Origin of the sequence: Massilia sp. IC2-477 (assembly GCF_020707265.1) — a bacterium.
In the GTDB taxonomy this organism is placed as follows: Bacteria; Pseudomonadota; Gammaproteobacteria; order Burkholderiales; family Burkholderiaceae_D; genus Telluria.
The window spans coordinates 225,299-240,778 of the sequence record NZ_JAJFEQ010000002.1 but is presented as its reverse complement, the minus strand read 5'-3'; the positions used below and the strand labels follow the sequence as shown (position 1 = coordinate 240,778).

Sequence of the window (15,480 nt, the reverse complement as noted above, 5' to 3'; positions counted from 1 at the left end):
GTCAGCGCCCGAAAGCGACCGCTTCGAAAGCGCCGTCGCGGTAGACGGTGCCGGTCTCGACGCGGCGGAAGGCGCCCGCGCCGGCGCCCATGTCCACCGACAGGCGCCCAGTCACGCCATCCAGCTCGAAGGCGCCGTCGGGACGCAGGGCCAGCTGGCGTGCGATGCGGAAGGCGTCGATGCCGAGCGCGTACAGGCGCTGCATATCGTAGCCATTGCTGGTATCGCCCCAGCGCGGATAGCTCGCCACCAGCGGATGTTCCGGCTGCACGGCCCAGGGCAGGTCGAGGATGCGCACGCCGGCCAGTTCCGGCGCGGCGCTCCCGGGATCGCGGCCCGGATTGATCGAGGCGGTGCCGTAGGTCGGCAGCGAGGTGCCGATGGCGCTGCGCACCTGGCGCAGCTGCACTGCGTCGAGGGCGGCGAACACCAGCTGCGGCTGGTCGACCTGCATGCGCGACCGCAGCTCGGCCAAGGCATTGGCATCGACGTAGCCGTCGCTGCTGGGCAGCTCGACGACCATGTTGTTCAGGCCCAGCTGGGCCCAGCGCGCCGTGAAGGCGCCCGACAGGCGCTGCTGCCATGCGGCTTTGCCGGTCAGCACCAGGGCGCGGGCGCCCGGCTGTTCCGCGGCGGCCCAGTCGGCCACCTGGCGTGCTTCGTCTTCGAGCGACAGGCCGACCACCAGCATCTGGCGCGGCAGCGGTCCATTGGTTTGCGGGTGGTTCAGGGCGATGGTCGGCCGGGTGACGGCGCCGCTGGTGGCCAGTGCGGCCACGGCCGGACGCGCGAGCGGGCCGACCACGATATCGTGCTGCTCGGCCGCGCGTGCGTAGGCGTCGAGCGTGGCCTGGGAGGAGTCGCCGGTGGGAATGACGTTGACCGTCACGCCGCCGCGGTCGCGTTCGTAGCCGGCCATGAAGCCGGCGCGCACTGCTTCGGCCGGTTGCGCGAGCGCGTCGGATTGCAGGGGCAGCAGCAGGGCGATGCGGGCGCCGGAAGGATTGAGGTCGGCGGCGAGGGGACGGCTACCGGTTGGCGGCAGGATCTCGATGGGATTGGTCTGGACGGGAGCGGCCGGCGGCGGGGGTGTATAGCTGGGTTCGGCAGGCGGCGGACTTGCACTCGTCGCGGCGGGCGCGCACAATCCGCCCGGTACGCCGCAGCCGGTGTCGGGCGGCAAAGGTGTGCTACTGCAAGCAGACAATGCGGCCGCAAGCAGGCCGAATGCGGCAGTTGGCAGCAGCGCCCGGATATTCTTTTTCTTCAGCATCGGAACCCCTTATGACAGAACAGCAGACCATCGACATCGCCCGGCTTCCCGTCATGGGCGAAGCGGCCCAGCAGTCCTATCCTACCGCAACGCTGTATGTCGTGGCTACACCGATCGGCAACGTCACCGACATCACGCTGCGCGCATTGCACCTGCTGGCGCTCGCCGATGTCGTGGCCTGCGAGGACACGCGCAAGACCGGCGCCCTGCTGCAGCGCTTCGGCCTGTCGAAGCAGACCATCGCCGCCCACATGCACAACGAACGTGAAGTCGCGGACAAGATCGTCGAGCGCCTGCAGGGCGGCCAGCGCGTGGCCCTGGTGTCGGATGCCGGCACGCCTGCCGTATCCGACCCGGGCGCGCGCATCGTCGATGCCGTGCGTGAGGCAGGCCTGAACGTGGTGCCGCTGCCGGGACCGTCGGCGGCGATCGCGGCCCTGTCGGCAAGCGGACTGGTGAATGACCGCTTCCATTTCGTCGGCTTCCTGCCGGCAAAATCCAAGCAGCGCGAAAGCGCACTGGCCGAGCTCGCGCGCGAAACCTCGACCCTCGTCATCTACGAAGCGCCGCATCGCATCGTCGATTGCGTCGAAGGCTTGATGAGCGTGTTTGAGCCGACCCGCCAGGTGGTGTTCGCGCGCGAGCTGAGCAAGATGTTCGAAGAAGTGCACCGCTGCCTGCTGAGCGAGGCAAGGGCCTGGGTCACGGCCGACCAGCACCGCGAGCGCGGTGAGTTCGTGGTGCTGGTGGAAGGCGCGACCCTGGAGACGGACGCGCAGGATGCGGAAGCGGAGCGCATCTTGCAGATCCTGCTGACCGAATGTTCGGTCAAGCAGGCGGCCAACCTGGCTGCGCAGATCACCGGACGCAAAAAGAACGCCCTGTATGAGCGCGCCCTGCAGATCAAGGGTGAGTAATCAAGCCCTCAGGCGAGCCTCTTTCGCGGTTTCTTCAATTTATTAGCCCCTTGACAAGTTCCTGCCGTAGAATGTTAGCGCAACCATTGTGCTGACGCAGCGCTGGAGCAGTAATCACTTGGAGAGGGGACATACATGATGAGAACAATCCGCATGGGCCTTGCTGCCGGCATAATCGGCTTGGGCTGCGCCCTGGCTGCGCCGGCAATGGCGCAGGACGACAGGATGACGCCGATCGCGATTCCAGCGCAGCCGAACGCGATCGTGCTGGGGACCGGCGCGCTGCCGGGTGCGAGCGTACAGGAGAGCTGGCACAGCCAGTATGGCAGCGTGTTCGCCCGCAACGTCACCCTGGCCACGCTGACGCCCTTCTTGCCGGCCCCAGGGAAGGCGACCGGCGCCGCGGTGATCGTTGCACCGGGCGGCGGCTTCCGTACGCTGTCGATGAACAACGAGGGATGGGACGTGGCCCGGGCCCTTGCCGACAAGGGCGTGGCGGCCTTCGTGCTGAAGTACCGTCTCAACCAGACACCACAGGACATGGGCGCATTCGCGCGCTCGATGGCGCAGATGTTCTCGGCCGGCGCGGAAGGAGCCCGCCGGGCTTCGCAGCAGGATCCGGCCGTGACCCTGGCGCCCCAGATCGCCGACGCGCGCGCCGCCTTCGCACTCGTGCGTTCGCGCGCCGTGGAGTGGCGGGTGGATCCCGACCGTATCGGCATGGTCGGCTTCTCCGCCGGCGCGATGCTGACGATGGCAACCACGCTGCATGGGCAGGACGCCAGACCTGCCTTCATCGCCAATATCTACGGTCCGCTGGCGCCGATGAAGGCATCGCCTGACGCGCCGCCGCTGTTCATCGCGCTTGCCGCAGACGATCCCTTGTTCGGCAATACCGGGTATGGCCTGGTCGACAGCTGGCGCGCCGCCAGGCGTCCGGTGGAGTTCCACCTCTACGAGCAGGGCGGCCACGGCTTCGGCATGTACCGGAAGCCGACCACCAGCACCGGCTGGTTCGAGGACTTCGCACGCTGGCTCGACATGCACGGCTACCTGAAGCGAAAACAGGGGGTGTGAGGCTTACCATTTGCAGCCGTGGTCCTTCTTGTCCATCATGAGGAATAGCGGCGCCAGCAGGCCGCCCGGTACGCCGTCCTTGCAGTCGCGGCGCTTGGCCTTGCTGATGGCGCGTGCGGCCTTCGTTTCGGTTTCCAGCGGCGGATCGGGGAATTGCGCGTTCGCATTTCCTTCACGGCCAAGCTTGGTCTGACTTGCCAGTTGCCGTGCCGTTTGCCTGGCGGCATTGATGTCGAACTGGGGCGCCTCGCTCGGTGCAGGTTCCTCGGCTTGCTGCACGCTGAAGCTATCCGGTGATGCCTCCTGTTGCGGCGAGGCAGGAACGGCGATGACCGGTTTCGGCGTCGATGGGCGGGCAGGGCGTGGTGCGGCGGGCTCGGCGCGCGGCTGCGGCTTTGGCTCCACGCGCGGTGGCGCCGGCGCTGGAGGCGGGGGCAGGATGCGCACGGCAATCGGCGCGGACGGTTCGGGTTCCAGCGCTGGCAGGGCCGGGACATGGCCGCGGTAGGCCAGCATCAGCATCACGTGCAACACGACGGATATGCCGACGCCCACGAGGAAGCGCCTGTTCCCCCGACTCCCGACGGCGTTGTCGCCATACGCTGCTGCGAAACTCACAATGTTTCCTGCTTGATCATTGTCGAAGAATGCCACACGCTGGCTTATTTTCCCCTTAAACCTTGACCAGATCAGCCGGGAGCGGTATGATTCTTCTTCTCGGAGTGTAGCGCAGCCCGGTAGCGCATCTGGTTTGGGACCAGAGGGTCCAAGGTTCGAATCCTTGTACTCCGACCAGCATTAAGGAAAAAGCCGACAGTGAAAACTGTCGGCTTTTTTCGTTCTGGACGACCGGCATTGCCGGCCGCATGTGGATCAACCCGCGCGCTTGGCGAGCAGTGCATTCCCTGCCCGGCTCGCACCCTTGCGGCCCAGCGCCTGCGAAATGAATTGTCCCGCATCCACCACCTGGTCGAGGTCGATGCCGGTCTCGATGCCCAGTCCATTCATCAGGTAAAGCACGTCCTCGGTCGCGACGTTGCCGGTGGCGCCCTTCGCATACGGGCAGCCGCCCAGGCCCGAAACGGACGAGTGGAAAATCGCCACGCCGACTTCCATCGCCGCGTAGATGTTCGCGAGCGCCTGGCCATAGGTATCGTGGAAGTGGCCCGACAGCTGCTGCAGCGGGAATTCGCGGCTTGCCGCCAGCATCACCGCCTGGGTCTTGCGTGCCGTCGAGACGCCGATGGTGTCGGCGATGTCGATTTCGTCGCAACCGAGGTCGCGCATGCGGCGCACCACGTCGGCCACGCTCTCCAAGGGCACTTCGCCCTGGTAGGGGCAGCCGAAGGCCGTGCTGATCGAGCCGCGCAGGCGCAGGCCGTTGGCCTTGGCCGCCTTGGCGACCGGCTCGAAGCGCGCAATCGATTCGGCGATCGAGCAGTTGATGTTCTTCTGCGAGAAGGCTTCCGAGGCCGAGCCGAAGACCACGACTTCATCCGCCCTGGCGGCCAGCGCCGCTTCGAAACCCTGCATGTTGGGCGTTAGCGCCGAATAGATGGTGCCCGGCAGGCGTTCGATGCCGGCCATGACCTCCGCACTGGTAGCCATCTGCGGCACCCACTTGGGCGAGACGAAGGAGGCTGCTTCGACATTCGGAAAACCCGCGCGCGCGAGCCGGTTCACCAGTTCGATCTTCACCGCGGCGGACAGCGCCTCCTTCTCGTTCTGCAGGCCGTCGCGCGGCCCCACTTCGACGATCTTGACCTTCTTCGGCAGGCTGGCTTGCTCGTTCATTTCTATCAATATCCTAGATCGCGGTCGACGATGTCGCCGACGGGTTGGCCGCTCTCCAGTTTCGCGATTTTGTCTGCGATCTGGAGCACGGCGTCATGGCGCACGGTAAGCGCCGAGATATGCGGGGTGATGCTGATGCGCGGCTCGTTCCAGAACGGGTGCGGCGCTGGCAGCGGCTCGTGGCGGAACACGTCGAGCGTGGCGCCGGCGATGTGGCCGGAACGGATCAGCGTCATCAGGTCGGGCTCGGCCAGGATGGCGCCGCGCGAGACGTTGATCAGATACGCGCCCTGCTGCAGCTTGCCCATGTTGTGGCGGTCGAGCAGGTTGGCCGTCTCCGGCGTGAGCGGCAGCATGCAGACCAGCACGCGGGTGCCGCGCAGGAAGGCATCCAGGCCGTCGCTGCCATGGAAGCATTCGACGCCCGGGATGTCCTTGGGCGTGCGGCTCCAGCCGCGCACCGGGAAGCCGAACAGGCGCATCGCCTCGACCACCGGCAGGCCGAGTCTGCCGAGCCCCATGATCCCGACCGCGAATTCGTTCTTGGGCGTGAGCGGCAGCGGATCCCAGACGCCGTGGCGCGCCTGCTGTTCATAATCGTCGAAGTGGCGGTAATAGCGCAGCACGGCGTGCGCCACGTATTCCGCCATCTGCACGCCCATGCCGGCGTCGCCCAGGCGCACGATCGGCACCGGCGGCAGCGCCTCGCCCAGCTTGAGCAGGGCGTCGACGCCCGCGCCCATCAGGAAGATCGCGCGCACGTGCGCAAGCTGGTCCAGCAGGGCCGGGGTGGGGCTCCACAGTACCGCGTAGTCGCAGGGCGGCAGGGCCACGCCCTCCTTCCATGCGACGGTCTCCACCTGCGGCATGACGGACGCGAACTCGCGCGCCCACGGCTCGATCACGCCGTCTCCCCGGTACAGGAGTATCCGCATGTCCCCTCCTTGGTTTTTTTATCGTTGTATCAAGCCGCCTTGAAAGCCAGCAGCGGCGCTCCATCCGCCACCTGGTCGCCCACCTGGTACAGCACTTCTTCCACCAGGCCGTCGCTCGGCGCGGAAATCGTGTGCTCCATCTTCATCGCTTCCATGATCACCAGCGGCTCGCCCTTCTTGACTTCCTTGCCAGACGAGGCCAGTACAGCCACTACTTTACCCGGCATCGGCGCCGTGAGGCGTCCGCCCGCGGTCTCCGCTTCTCCCACATGCGCCATCGGGTCATTGTACGCCAGCGTGTAATGGCGGCCACCCGTGAACACGTGGAACATATCGCTGTCGCGGCGCACGCTGCCGTGCAGCGAGGTGTCGCCCAGGCGAATGCTCAGCTCCGCGCCCTCGTGGCGCACCAGCTCGAGAGGCTGGCGCTCGCCGTTGGCGTCGATTTCCCAGCCGTGCTGGCCATAGGTCAGGCCGACCTGGTAGCCGGCTTCGCCGCTGAACTCGTCGCCGAACGAGAGCACGCGGCGGTAGGCGCTGTTCATGCGCCAGCTACGCGCCTGGGCCCACGGATCGGCCGGATTGGTCGCGCCGCGCACGGTTTCGCCGCTGCTGAGCGCCAGTGCGGCCAGGGCCAGGGCGCCCAGCGGCGCGGCAGTCGCTGCCGGGAACAGGGTGGCGCCGTGGCGCTCGATCAGGCCGGTGTCCAGGTCGGCCGTGGAGAAGGCTTCGCCTTCGACCAGGCGTTTCAGGAAGGCGATGTTGGTCGCCAGGCCGACGATCTGGAACTCCGCCAGGGCCTGCGACAGGCGCGCCAGGGCCTGGGTACGGTCGGCGCCCCAGACGATCAGTTTGGCGATCATCGGGTCGTAGAAGGGCGAAATCGCATCGCCTTCGCGCACGCCCGAGTCGACGCGTACAGCGGCCGGGTTGGTCCCATCAGCGCCTAGCTGGAATTCGACGGCAAGCGGGGTATCCATGTGGCGCAGCGTGCCGATCGACGGCAGGAAGCCCTTCTCCGGATTCTCGGCGTACACGCGCGCTTCGATCGCATGGCCGTGGATGGCCAGCTCGTGCTGCTTCTTCGGCAGCGGCTGGCCGGCAGCCACGCGCAGCTGCCACTCGACCAGGTCGGTGCCGGTGATCATTTCGGTGACCGGGTGCTCCACCTGCAGGCGGGTGTTCATCTCCATGAAGTAGAAGGAACCGTCCTGGTTGGCGATGAATTCCACCGTGCCGGCGCCGACGTAGCCGACCGCGCGCGCGGCGTTCACGGCCGCTTCGCCCATGGCGGCGCGGCGGTCCTGGCTCATGCCCGGGGCCGGCGCTTCTTCCAGCACCTTCTGGTGGCGGCGCTGCACCGAGCAGTCGCGTTCGTGCAGGTAGACGCAGTTGCCATGGGTATCGGCGAACACCTGGATCTCGATGTGGCGCGGACGGATCAGGTATTTCTCGACCAGCACCTTGTCGTCGCCGAAGGAACTGATCGCCTCGCGCTTGCACGAGGCCAGCGCGGCCTCGAAATCTTCCGAGCGCTCGACCACGCGCATGCCCTTGCCACCGCCGCCGGCGCTGGCCTTGAGCAGCACCGGATAGCCGATGCGGTCGGCCTGGTCGCGGAGAAAACCTGGGTCCTGGTTGTCGCCATGGTAGCCCGGCACCAGCGGCACGTTGGCGCCTTCCATCAGCTGCTTGGCGGCCGACTTCGAGCCCATCGCGCGCATCGAGGAGCCCGGCGGGCCGATGAACACCAGGCCGGCGGCCTGCACGCTTTCTGCGAATTCCGCGTTCTCGGACAGGAAGCCGTAGCCCGGGTGGATCGCCTGGGCCCCTAGGGCCTTGGCCACCTCGATGATCTTCTGGCCGCGCAGGTAGCTGTCCTTGGCGGCGCTAGGGCCGATCAGGACCGCCTCATCGCAGACCGCCACGTGTTTTGCACCCGCATCGGCTTCCGAGTAGACGGCGACGGTGCGGATACCCATGCGGCGCGCGGTGGCGGCGACACGGCAGGCGATTTCGCCACGGTTGGCGATGAGGATCTTGGTGAACATGCGTTTGTCTTTCGCTTTTGGTTGTCAGTTCAATCAACGGTCGTGTCTCCCCGGCCGTATTCGCATAATTAGCAGCCGCAGGCAGCCTTCGGCGCGGAATCCAGCGTCGCGGCGCGCGTCTTGAGGCCCAGCTTCTCGAGCAGCACGCGGTCGTCGTCCGCCTCCGGGTTGCCGGTGGTGAGCAGCTTGTCGCCGTAGAAGATCGAGTTGGCGCCGGCCATGAAGCACATGGCTTGCACCGCTTCGCCCAGTTCGCGGCGGCCGGCCGACAGGCGCACGCGCGCCTGGGGCATGGTGATGCGGGCCACGGCGATGGTGCGCACGAACTCGACCGGATCGAGTTTCTCGACGCCGTGCAGCGGGGTGCCCTCGACCTGCACCAGGTGGTTGACCGGGACCGACTCCGGATACGGGTTCAGGTTGGCCAGCTGGGCGATCAGGCCGGCGCGCTGTTCGCGCGTCTCGCCCATGCCCACGATGCCGCCGCAGCAGACCTTCAGGCCGGCGCTGCGCACGCGGCCCAGCGTATCCAGGCGGTCCTGGTATTCGCGGGTCGAGATCACGTTGTTGTAGAAGTCCGGGGCGGTGTCGATGTTGTGGTTGTAGTAGTCCAGGCCGGCGCGCTTGAGCTGTTCCGCCTGTCCTTCTTCGAGCATGCCGAGGGTGGCGCAGGTTTCCATGCCGAGCGCCTTCACTTCGCGCACCATGGTTTCGACCTTCTCCATGTCGCGCTCCTTCGGGCTGCGCCATGCCGCGCCCATGCAGAAGCGGGTGGCGCCGCTGGCTTTCGCCTGGCGCGCCGCATCCAGCACGGTGTCGAGGTCGAGGATCTTCTTGGCTTCGACGCCGGTGTCGTAGCGCGCGGCCTGCGGGCAGTAGCCGCAGTCTTCCTCGCAGCCGCCGGTCTTGATCGACAGCAGGGTGGCCAGCTCGACGTCGCCGTCCGGGAAGTTGGCGCGATGCGCCTGCTGTGCACGGAACATCAGGTCATTGAAAGGCAGCTCGAACAGGGCCAGCACGTCGGCCAGCGGCCAGGTGACGTTGTCCGGCTGCTTGATGGCGACGGGACGGTGCAGCGCAATGGTATTCGGTTGGGACATCTTGGTTTTCCTTAGGTCTGGACGCGCGGGGAATGCCAGCCTGGCAGTCCCGCAAGATCGATATATTCGGCGGCGGCTTGTGCCGTCGGGTTTTCCAGGCGAGGCACGTGGCCCAGCAGCGGCGCCGGAATGCGTTGTTCCAGCGCTTCGATGTTCTCGCGCATGAAGCGCATGTTCGGGTCGACCGTGTTGGCGACCCAGCCGGCCAGCACCAGGCCGCGTGCCACGATGGCTTCCACCGTGAGCAGGGCGTGGCTGATGCAGCCCAGGCGCAGGCCCACCACCAGGATCACCGGCAGGTTGAGCTGCGTGGCCAGGTCGGCGCTGTCGAAGTCGTCGTTGAAGGGCACGCGGAATCCGCCCACGCCCTCGACCACGACGGCATCCGAGGCCGCGTGGATTTCGGTATAGGCGGCCAGGATCGGCACCGCTTCGATGGTCACGCCTTCGAGGGCGGCGGCGATGTGCGGCGCGGCCGGCTCCTTCAGCAGGAAGGGCGTGGTGATGTTGACTGGCAGGTGCACGTTGCCGGCGGCGCGCAGCATGTCGGCGTCCTCGTTGTGCAATTCGCCGTCGATGAGTTCCGCGCCGGCCGCCACCGGCTTCATGCCGCAGGCGCGGCGGCCGCTTGCGGCCAGCTTGTGCAGGATGGCGGCGGACACCAGGGTCTTGCCGATCTCGGTGTCGGTGCCGGTGACGAAGCAGCAGAAGCGCGAGGGTACGCTCTCCACCGCGAGCGCTTCCGGCTTCGGCTCCTCCACCGCGGCGCCGGCTGTGGCAGGTGCTGGGGCGGTGACGATGGGCGTCAATGCCAGCGGCTGGTCCGGTTCGTTCAGGTTGTTCATGCGATGGCCCTCTCCAGTTCGTTCAGCGCACGCGCCAGTTGCGCCACGTCGTCATGGGTGTGCGCCGCCGACAGCGTGATGCGCAGGCGCGCCGTGCCCGCCGCCACGGTGGGCGGACGGATCGCCGGCACCCACAGTCCCTGCTCGTGCAGGGCGGCGGCCACGCGCAGCGCATCGGCGTTGCTGCCGATGATCAGCGGCTGGATCGCAGTGTTCGAGGCCAGCAGCTGCCAGCACTGCGGACGCAGCGCATCCTGCAGGTGCCCGACCAGCGCAGCCAGGTGGGCGCGGCGCTCTTCGCCTTCCTTGCCGCCGATGATATCAAGGCTGGCCTGCAGCGCGTGCGCCAGCGCCGGCGGCGCGGCGGTGGTGTAGATGTAGGGGCGGGCGCGCTGGGTAAGCAATTCGATCACGCTGGCGTGCGCCGCGATGAAGGCGCCGCCCACGCCGGCGGCCTTGCCGAGGGTGCCGACATAGACCAGGTTCTGCGAACGCAAGCCGAAATGCTCGAGGGCGCCGCGGCCGGTCTCGCCAAGCACGCCGAAGCCGTGGGCATCGTCCACCACCAGCCAGGCGCCGTGGCGCTCGCACAGGGCCAGCAATTCGGGGAGCGGCGCCAGGTTGCCATCCATGCTGAACACGCTGTCGGTGACGACGATCTTCGTGGCCGCGCTGCTGCTTATCAGCTGCTGTTCCAGCGCGGCGACGTCGCCGTGCGGGTAGACGCTCACGCCGGCCCGGGCCAGGCGGGCACCGTCGATCAGGGAGGCGTGGTTCAGCGCTTCCGAGAAGATCATGGCGTCGGCATCCTGGCCCAGCGCGGTCAGGACCGCCAGGTTGGCCATGTAGCCGGTGCACAGGTAGAGGGCGCGCGCCTTGTCGATGTAAGGGGACAGCCACTCGGCGAAGCGTTCTTCCAGCAACGCATGGGCGCGGCTGTGGCCACTGACGAGGTGCGAGGCTCCGCTGCCGGCGCCGTAACGTTCCGCTCCCTCCTGCAGGGCGGCGATCACGGCCGGGTGCGAGGCCAGGCCCAGGTAGTCGTTGCTGCAGAAGGCCAGCATGGGGCGACCATCGACGACCTGGCGCGGCGCGCAGGGGCTGTCGGCCACGCGCAGGCGGCGCGTGAGGCTTTGCTCGGCCAGCTGGTCCAGCTTGCGGTCGATGCCTTCGATCAGATTCATGGTCAGCCCGCGATCACCGATTCGAAGACCTTCTGCGTGCGTGCGGCCAGGCCGGCGACTTCCTCGTCGTCCAGCACGTAGGGCGGCATCAGATAGACCGTGCGGCCGATCGGGCGCAGCAGCAGTTCGTTCTCGACGGCCGTCGTGAAGAAACGGCGCGCGAAGGTCGAGGCCCGTGCCGGGTCGGGCTCCACCGCATCGACCGCGAAGATCATGCCGCGCTGGCGGAAGTGGTGGGTGCGCTCATGCTCGGCCAGCGGCGCCAGCGCGATGGTCAGTTTCGTCGCCAGCTCGCGGTTGCGGTTCAGGACATCGTCTTCCTCGAAAATCGCCAGCGTGGCCAGCGCCGCGCGGCAGGCCAGCGGGTTGCCGGTGTAGGAGTGCGAGTGCAGGAAGCCGCGGGTAATGTCTTCGCTGTAGAAGGCCTGGTAGATCGCGTCGCTGGTGAGCACCAGCGACAGCGGCAGGTAGCCGCCGCTGATGCCCTTGGAAAGGCACAGGAAGTCCGGCCAGATGGCGGCCTGCTCGCAGGCGAAGAAGGTGCCGGTGCGGCCGCAGCCGACCGCGATCTCGTCGGCGATCAGGTGCACGTGGTGCTGGTCGCACAGTTCGCGCAGCAGCTCCAGGTAGAGCGGGTCGTACATGGCCATGCCGGTGGCGCACTGCACCAGTGGCTCGACGATGATGGCAGCGATCTTGTCGCCGCGTTCCTCGAACAGGGTGCGCACGTCCGCGATCGCGCGTTTCGCCACGTCCTGGGCCGATTCTCCTTCGGTGGCATTGCGCGCATCCGGCGCCGGCACCACGTGGGAAGCGCGCAGCAGCGGGCCGTAAGCGTCCTTGAACAGCGGGACGTCGGTAACGGCAAGGGCGCCGATGGTCTCGCCGTGGTAGCTGCCCTGCAGGCAGACGAATTCCTGCTTGCTCGGGTAGCCGGCGTTGCGCCAGGCGTGGAAGCTCATCTTCATCGCGATCTCGACCGCCGAGGCGCCGTCCGAGGCGTAGAAGGCGTGGCCGAGGTTGTGGCCGGTGAGCGCGGCCAGCTTTTCCGACAGCTCGATTACCGGCTCATGGGTGAAGCCGGCCAGCATCGCGTGTTCCAGCTTGTCCAGCTGGTCCTTCAGCGCCGCATTGATGCGCGGGTTGGCGTGGCCGAACAGGTTGACCCACCAGGAGCTGATGCCGTCCAGGTAGCGCTTTCCCTCGTGGTCGTACAGCCAGGGTCCCTTGCCATGGCTGACCGCGATCAGCGGCACCTCTTCGTGGTGCTGCATCTGGGTGCAGGGGTGCCACACGCTGCGCAGGCTGCGTGCGATCCAGTCGGAAGAGGTTTGCTGCTTCACAATCGATCCAATATTCGTTACTTAATTCAGCCAGGTCGGCTTGCGCTTCTCGAGGAAGGAGGCGACGCCTTCGCGGCCCTCCAGCGAAGCGCGGATTTCCGCGATGCGGTTGGCGGTGTCCGCCAGCAGCGCGTCGGTGACGGGCTGGTTCACCACGTCGCGCACCAGCTTCTTGGCCTCGCGCACGGCATTGGGGCTGTTGGTCACCAGCGATTTCACGATGCCGGCCACGGTGGCGTCCAGTTCTTCGGCTGCCACGACTTCATGGGCGAAGCCGATGCGGCGCGCTTCATGTGCATCGAAGCGCTCGGCCGTGAGGAAGTAGCGGCGCGATGCCTGCTCGCCCATGGCCTTGATGACATAGGGCGAGATGGTGGCCGGGATCAGGCCCAGCTTCACCTCGGACAGGCAGAAGTGCGCCACCTCGCTGGCGACCACGATGTCGCAGGCCGCGACGAGGCCCATGCCGCCGGCGTAGCAGTCGCCCTGCACCTTGGCGACGGTGGGCTTCGGGCACAGGTAGATGGTGCGCAGCATGTCGGCCAGGCGCGCCGCATCCTGCTGGTTCTCGCTGTGCGAGTAGCCGGCCATCTTCTTCATCCAGTTCAGGTCGGCGCCGGCGCAGAAGGCCGGGCCGTTCGCCGCCAATACGATGGCGCGCACCTGCTCGTTGCGTCCCAGTTCGTCAAAGGCCAGCGCCAGCTCGGCGATGGCGTGCTCGTTGAAGGCATTGCGCAGGTCGGGGCGGTTCAGGGTGACGGCGGCCACCTTGTCGTCGATCGAGACGGTCAGGGTCTGGAATTCCATGTCTGTCTCCTTACATGCGGAACACGCCGAACTTCGTCTCTTCGATCGGCGCGTTGAGCGCAGCCGACAGACCCAGGCCCAGCACGGTGCGGGTATCGGCCGGGTCGATCACGCCGTCGTCCCACAGGCGCGCACTGGCGTAGTAGGGGTGGCCCTGGTGCTCGTACTGCTCCTTGATCGGCTGCTTGAAGGCGGCTTCTTCTTCCGCACTCCACTGGCCGCCCTTGCCTTCGATGCCGTCGCGCTTGACCGTGGCCAGCACCGACGCCGCCTGGTCGCCGCCCATCACCGAGATGCGCGCGTTCGGCCACATCCACAGGAAGCGCGGCGAGAAGGCGCGGCCGCACATGCCGTAGTTGCCGGCGCCGAAGGAGCCGCCGATGATCACGGTGAACTTCGGCACCGAGGCGGTGGCCACGGCCGTGACCATCTTGGCGCCGTTGCGGGCGATGCCCTCGTTTTCGTACTTGCGGCCGACCATGAAGCCCGTGATATTTTGCAGGAACACCAGCGGGATCTTGCGCTGGCAGCACAGCTCGATGAAGTGGGTGCCCTTCAGCGCCGACTCCGAGAACAGGATGCCGTTGTTGGCGATGATGCCGACCTTTATGCCGTAGATGTGGGCGAAGCCGCACACCAGCGTGGTGCCGTAGCGCGCCTTGAACTCGTCGAACTCGCTGCCATCGACCACGCGCGCGATCACTTCGCGCACGTCGAAGGGCTTGCGGGTGTCGACCGGGATCACGCCGTACAGTTCTTCCGGCGCGTACTTGGGTTCCACGCTTTCACGAAGAGCACCCTGGACCGGCTTGACGCGGTTCAGGTTCGACACGATGGTGCGCGCCAGCGACAGGGCGTGCAGGTCGTTCTGCGCCAGGTGGTCGGCCACGCCCGACAAGCGGGTATGGACGTCGCCGCCGCCCAGGTCTTCGGCGGTCACGACTTCGCCGGTCGCCGCCTTCACCAGCGGTGGGCCGCCCAGGAAGATGGTGCCCTGTTCCTTGACGATGATCGATTCGTCGCTCATTGCCGGCACGTAGGCGCCGCCCGCGGTGCAGGAACCCATCACCACCGCGATCTGCGGGATGCCCTTGGCGGACAGGTTCGCCTGGTTGTAGAAGATGCGGCCGAAGTGGTCGCGGTCCGGGAACACGTCGTCCTGGTTCGGCAGGTTGGCGCCGCCCGAGTCGACCAGGTAGATGCAGGGCAGGTGGTTCTGCTCGGCGATCTCCTGGGCGCGCAGGTGTTTTTTCACCGTCATCGGGTAGTAGGTGCCGCCCTTGACGGTGGCGTCGTTACAGACGATCACGCATTCCTGGCCTTTGATGCGGCCGATGCCGGTGATGATGCCGGCGCTTGGCGCGGCGCCGTCGTACATCTCGTAGGCAGCCAGCTGGGAGAATTCGAGGAAGGGCGTGCCCGGGTCGAGCAGCATCTGCACGCGGTCGCGCGGCAGCAGCTTGCCACGTGCGACATGCTTGGCGCTCGCCGCTTCACCGCCGCCCTGGGCCATCTGGGCCACTTTGGCGCGCAGGTCATCGACGACGGCTTGCATGGCCGCGGCATTGGCCTTGAAGTCCTCGCCGCGCGGGTTCAGTTTGCTCTCGATCTGGGGCATTGCCGTCCTCTATGTCTCTTGTTCGGTATTTATTTTGGGAAACTGCCGTCCACGTAATACCAGCGCTTCACCCCGGACTCGGGGTCCGGTTCGCGCAGGAATCGGCTCACTTCGTGCAGCCGGTGCGCCCGTCCGCCCACCTTGAAACGGGCGACGAATTCGACGGTATCGCTATCTGGATCGTCCGGCAAATCTACTTTACGTTGACGTAAACGTAAAGCAGATTTTACCTCAAGTCCGAGCCAGCGGATTGGCTCTTTCTCATCAATGATCGGTTCGATCGGACGGGTAGAAGCGTGCCAGGTAGCAAGCAGGTATGGCTCGTTTTTCTGGGTGTAGGCCGTATAGCGCGAGCGCATCAGCGCCTCCGCCGTGGGCGGCAGGGCTTCACCGAGAATGAAGGGACCGCAGCAGGCGGCCAGGGACGGCCCGCCGCAGGGGCAGGCGTCGAGCGTGGTCGTTTTGGACATGGCCGTCATTATCCGCCATTTCGGTATGGCGGATAATTCCGCCATTTTGGAGGCGGAGACGGCTGC

Annotated in this window: 14 protein-coding genes and 1 tRNA gene; 3 read left to right on the top strand and 12 right to left on the bottom strand. The window is 66.8% G+C overall.

What is annotated here, in order from left to right:
- Nucleotide 1 precedes the first annotated feature (1 nt).
- Nucleotides 2-1,273: a penicillin-binding protein activator gene (locus tag LK542_RS04420; RefSeq protein WP_227810964.1), complete on the bottom strand. Its 1,272-nt coding sequence runs from the start codon at nt 1,271-1,273 to the stop codon at nt 2-4.
- Nucleotides 1,274-1,284: 11 nt separating this feature from the next.
- Here LK542_RS04420 and rsmI point away from each other — a divergent pair, with 11 nt between their 5' ends.
- Entirely contained in the window at nt 1,285-2,190 is a 906-nt protein-coding gene (gene rsmI / locus LK542_RS04415) for a 16S rRNA (cytidine(1402)-2'-O)-methyltransferase (protein ID WP_227810963.1), read from the top strand.
- Nucleotides 2,191-2,325: 135 nt separating this feature from the next.
- A complete protein-coding gene (locus tag LK542_RS04410; protein WP_227810962.1) occupies nt 2,326-3,267 on the top strand; it encodes an alpha/beta hydrolase in 942 nt (313 codons plus the stop codon).
- Between the two features lie 3 nt (nt 3,268-3,270).
- On the opposite strand, the gene LK542_RS04405 is transcribed toward LK542_RS04410, so the two are convergent.
- Nucleotides 3,271-3,885: a hypothetical protein gene (locus tag LK542_RS04405; protein ID WP_227810961.1), complete on the bottom strand. Its 615-nt coding sequence runs from the start codon at nt 3,883-3,885 to the stop codon at nt 3,271-3,273.
- A 100-nt stretch (nt 3,886-3,985) separates the two neighbouring features.
- Between LK542_RS04405 and LK542_RS04400 the strand changes: the two genes are divergently transcribed.
- Nucleotides 3,986-4,062, top strand: a tRNA-Pro gene (locus LK542_RS04400).
- Between the two features lie 78 nt (nt 4,063-4,140).
- Here LK542_RS04400 and LK542_RS04395 read toward each other — a convergent pair.
- From LK542_RS04395 to LK542_RS04350, 10 genes are all read right to left on the bottom strand, one after another.
- Nucleotides 4,141-5,061 (bottom strand): hydroxymethylglutaryl-CoA lyase, encoded by a 921-nt coding sequence (locus LK542_RS04395; RefSeq protein ID WP_227810960.1) that lies wholly within the window; start codon nt 5,059-5,061, stop codon nt 4,141-4,143.
- A 5-nt stretch (nt 5,062-5,066) separates the two neighbouring features.
- A complete protein-coding gene (locus LK542_RS04390) occupies nt 5,067-5,996 on the bottom strand; it encodes a glyoxylate/hydroxypyruvate reductase A (RefSeq protein WP_227810959.1) in 930 nt (309 codons plus the stop codon).
- Nucleotides 5,997-6,025: 29 nt separating this feature from the next.
- On the bottom strand, nt 6,026-8,047 hold the full coding sequence (locus LK542_RS04385) for an acetyl/propionyl/methylcrotonyl-CoA carboxylase subunit alpha (protein WP_227810958.1): 2,022 nt from the start codon (nt 8,045-8,047) through the stop codon (nt 6,026-6,028).
- A gap of 68 nt (nt 8,048-8,115) precedes the next feature.
- Entirely contained in the window at nt 8,116-9,147 is a 1,032-nt protein-coding gene (bioB, locus tag LK542_RS04380) for a biotin synthase BioB (protein ID WP_227810957.1), read from the bottom strand.
- Nucleotides 9,148-9,158: 11 nt separating this feature from the next.
- Entirely contained in the window at nt 9,159-9,992 is an 834-nt protein-coding gene (bioD, locus tag LK542_RS04375) for a dethiobiotin synthase (RefSeq protein WP_227810956.1), read from the bottom strand.
- Nucleotides 9,989-11,176 carry an 8-amino-7-oxononanoate synthase gene (gene bioF, locus LK542_RS04370; protein WP_227810955.1) on the bottom strand — a complete coding sequence of 396 codons (1,188 nt, stop codon included), beginning with the start codon at nt 11,174-11,176 and terminating at the stop codon, nt 9,989-9,991. The genes bioD and bioF overlap by 4 nt, the downstream gene beginning before the upstream one ends.
- Before the next feature lie 2 nt (nt 11,177-11,178).
- Nucleotides 11,179-12,519 (bottom strand): adenosylmethionine--8-amino-7-oxononanoate transaminase, encoded by a 1,341-nt coding sequence (gene bioA, locus LK542_RS04365; protein WP_227810954.1) that lies wholly within the window; start codon nt 12,517-12,519, stop codon nt 11,179-11,181.
- 21 nt (nt 12,520-12,540) lie between these two features.
- Nucleotides 12,541-13,326: an enoyl-CoA hydratase/isomerase family protein gene (locus tag LK542_RS04360; RefSeq protein ID WP_227810953.1), complete on the bottom strand. Its 786-nt coding sequence runs from the start codon at nt 13,324-13,326 to the stop codon at nt 12,541-12,543.
- A 10-nt stretch (nt 13,327-13,336) separates the two neighbouring features.
- Nucleotides 13,337-14,944: a carboxyl transferase domain-containing protein gene (locus LK542_RS04355; protein ID WP_227810952.1), complete on the bottom strand. Its 1,608-nt coding sequence runs from the start codon at nt 14,942-14,944 to the stop codon at nt 13,337-13,339.
- Between the two features lie 29 nt (nt 14,945-14,973).
- Nucleotides 14,974-15,414, bottom strand: a complete 441-nt coding sequence (locus LK542_RS04350; RefSeq protein WP_227810951.1) for a YchJ family protein — start codon at nt 15,412-15,414, stop codon at nt 14,974-14,976.
- Nucleotides 15,415-15,480 lie beyond the last annotated feature (66 nt).

Coding starts and splice junctions, on each gene's coding strand:
- LK542_RS04350 (WP_227810951.1), bottom strand. CDS start 15,414: ATGTCCAAAACGACCACGCTCGACGCCTGCCCCTGCGGCGGGCCGTCC.
- LK542_RS04355 (WP_227810952.1), bottom strand. CDS start 14,944: ATGCCCCAGATCGAGAGCAAACTGAACCCGCGCGGCGAGGACTTCAAG.
- bioB (WP_227810957.1), bottom strand. CDS start 9,147: ATGTCCCAACCGAATACCATTGCGCTGCACCGTCCCGTCGCCATCAAG.
- LK542_RS04410 (WP_227810962.1), top strand. CDS start 2,326: ATGATGAGAACAATCCGCATGGGCCTTGCTGCCGGCATAATCGGCTTG.
- LK542_RS04420 (WP_227810964.1), bottom strand. CDS start 1,273: ATGCTGAAGAAAAAGAATATCCGGGCGCTGCTGCCAACTGCCGCATTC.
- bioD (WP_227810956.1), bottom strand. CDS start 9,992: ATGAACAACCTGAACGAACCGGACCAGCCGCTGGCATTGACGCCCATC.
- LK542_RS04385 (WP_227810958.1), bottom strand. CDS start 8,047: ATGTTCACCAAGATCCTCATCGCCAACCGTGGCGAAATCGCCTGCCGT.
- rsmI (WP_227810963.1), top strand. CDS start 1,285: ATGACAGAACAGCAGACCATCGACATCGCCCGGCTTCCCGTCATGGGC.
- LK542_RS04360 (WP_227810953.1), bottom strand. CDS start 13,326: ATGGAATTCCAGACCCTGACCGTCTCGATCGACGACAAGGTGGCCGCC.
- LK542_RS04395 (WP_227810960.1), bottom strand. CDS start 5,061: ATGAACGAGCAAGCCAGCCTGCCGAAGAAGGTCAAGATCGTCGAAGTG.
- LK542_RS04390 (WP_227810959.1), bottom strand. CDS start 5,996: ATGCGGATACTCCTGTACCGGGGAGACGGCGTGATCGAGCCGTGGGCG.
- bioF (WP_227810955.1), bottom strand. CDS start 11,176: ATGAATCTGATCGAAGGCATCGACCGCAAGCTGGACCAGCTGGCCGAG.